This window comes from Bradyrhizobium sp. PRIMUS42 (assembly GCF_023006515.1).
Taxonomy (GTDB): domain Bacteria; phylum Pseudomonadota; class Alphaproteobacteria; order Rhizobiales; family Xanthobacteraceae; genus Bradyrhizobium.
On the sequence record NZ_JALBGZ010001001.1, the window covers coordinates 1 to 1,772 of the forward strand.

Below are 1,772 nucleotides of genomic sequence, written 5' to 3' on the forward strand. Positions count from 1 at the left end.
GTCACGCATCCGGACTCGTCGCACGACACGCCCTCGGCCAACGCGCTAGTGCCGGCATCGCGCGGATCGGCGTCGGCCGCTAGCCACTCCCTCAGCAGGAAACTATCCTTGCCCGTCCTGATCAGGTGCAACCGCCCGTCCCCGCCGCGCACCGCAACGCTCGCGCCATCCCCGGCAATCAGGATATCGGGCTGGCGTACCGACAGGCCCCAGGCGATGGAAGCCAGCAGCACCATGGCACCGCACCAGCGCAGGGGCGTGCGCAACAGTCCCATCACGATGATCCCAAGGCTTGCCGCAATCAGCGGCGCGATACCAAACGCGGGGATGCGGCCGACCGCGCCCGGCAAAGCCGCCACCCAGCGCGAGACCGCGACCATCCAGTCGATGCCGATCCCCATCAGCCACCAGAACACGCCATCGAGCCCGAAGGGCGCCGCGAGCAATCCCAGCAAGCCCGCCGGCATCACCAGCGCGGAGACCACCGGCATCGCACCGAGATTGGCGAGCACGCCGTAGGGCGTAACGCGGTGGAAGTGGAAGGCGGCATAGGGCGTGGTCGCAAGCCCCGCGATCAGCGAGGCCAGGAACAGCATCGCGATCTCGCGGCCGCCCCACAGTGCGACGCGCGCTGTCGCGGAATGATCGGGCGAGGCAAACAGGTTCGGCATGCCGATCTGCACCAGCGCCACCAGCCCGAGCGTTGCCGCGAACGACATCTGAAAGCTCGGATGCACCAGCGCCTCCGGCGCGACCGCGAGCACGATCAGCGCCGCCACGGCCAGCGTGCGAAAGGTGATGGCGCGGCGATCGACCATCACAGCGATCAGCACCACCGCGGTCATGAAGAACGATCGTTGCGTTGCGACCTCCGCACCCGACAGCAGCAGATAGAACGCGGCCGCCACCAGCGCGGCGCCGGCAGACCATTTCTTGATGGGGAAGCCGACCGCCAGGCCCGGGACCAGCGCCAGCAGCGCGCGCACCGCGAAGAAGACGACGCCGGCGACAACCGCCATGTGATAGCCGGAGATCGAGAGAACGTGTCCGAGCCCCGAGATGAACATCGCGTCGTTGACGGGCGTGGAAATCGCATCGCGCCGCCCGGTGAGCAGCGCGGTCGCGATCGCACGATTGTCGCCCTCGAGCGTTGAGCGGATGCGGGAGTCGATCGCATCGCGCAGGCCCTGCATGAAAGCGGCATAGCGCAGCCGCAGGCCGCCGGCATCGGGCGGGATTGAAGCCGTGATCGCGCCCATCACGAAGCCGGAGGCGCCGATGCCCTGAAAGAACATATCGCGCGAAAAATCGTAGCTGCCGGGGCGCACCGGCGAGAGCGGCGGCATCAGCCGCGCCTTGAGCTGCACGAAGCTGCCGACCTCGGGCGCCGTGCCCTTGCGCACGGAGAGGCGGACGCGTTCCAGCTTGACGTCGCTGCGCTGCGCCTCCATGGCGGTGACCCGCAGCACGAAGCGATCGGTGCGCTCGCGGATGTCGCGGGTCTCGACGAAGCCTGACAGCGCCACCGAATAGAGCGGTTTTGCCAGCACCGGGTGGGCGATGCGCGCCGTCTTCCAGGTCGCCACGGCAAAGCCGGCCGCGACCGCGGCAATCATGATCGTCGGGGCGAACAGCCGGCTCCGCCGCAACAGGATCGCGCCGAGCAGGAGAGCGACGGCCGTCGTCGCGACAACCCACAGCACCGGCTCATGATCGGCGGCGAAATAGAGCGCGATGCCGCCGCCGAAGGCGACAGGCACCCACGGCAACAG

Annotated in this window: 1 protein-coding gene; it reads right to left on the reverse strand. The window is 68.6% G+C overall.

Features of this window, described 5'->3' with window-relative positions:
- On the reverse strand, window positions 1–1,772 hold a 1,772-nt coding region (locus MOV75_RS36785; protein ID WP_247007839.1), incomplete at both ends, for a ComEC/Rec2 family competence protein.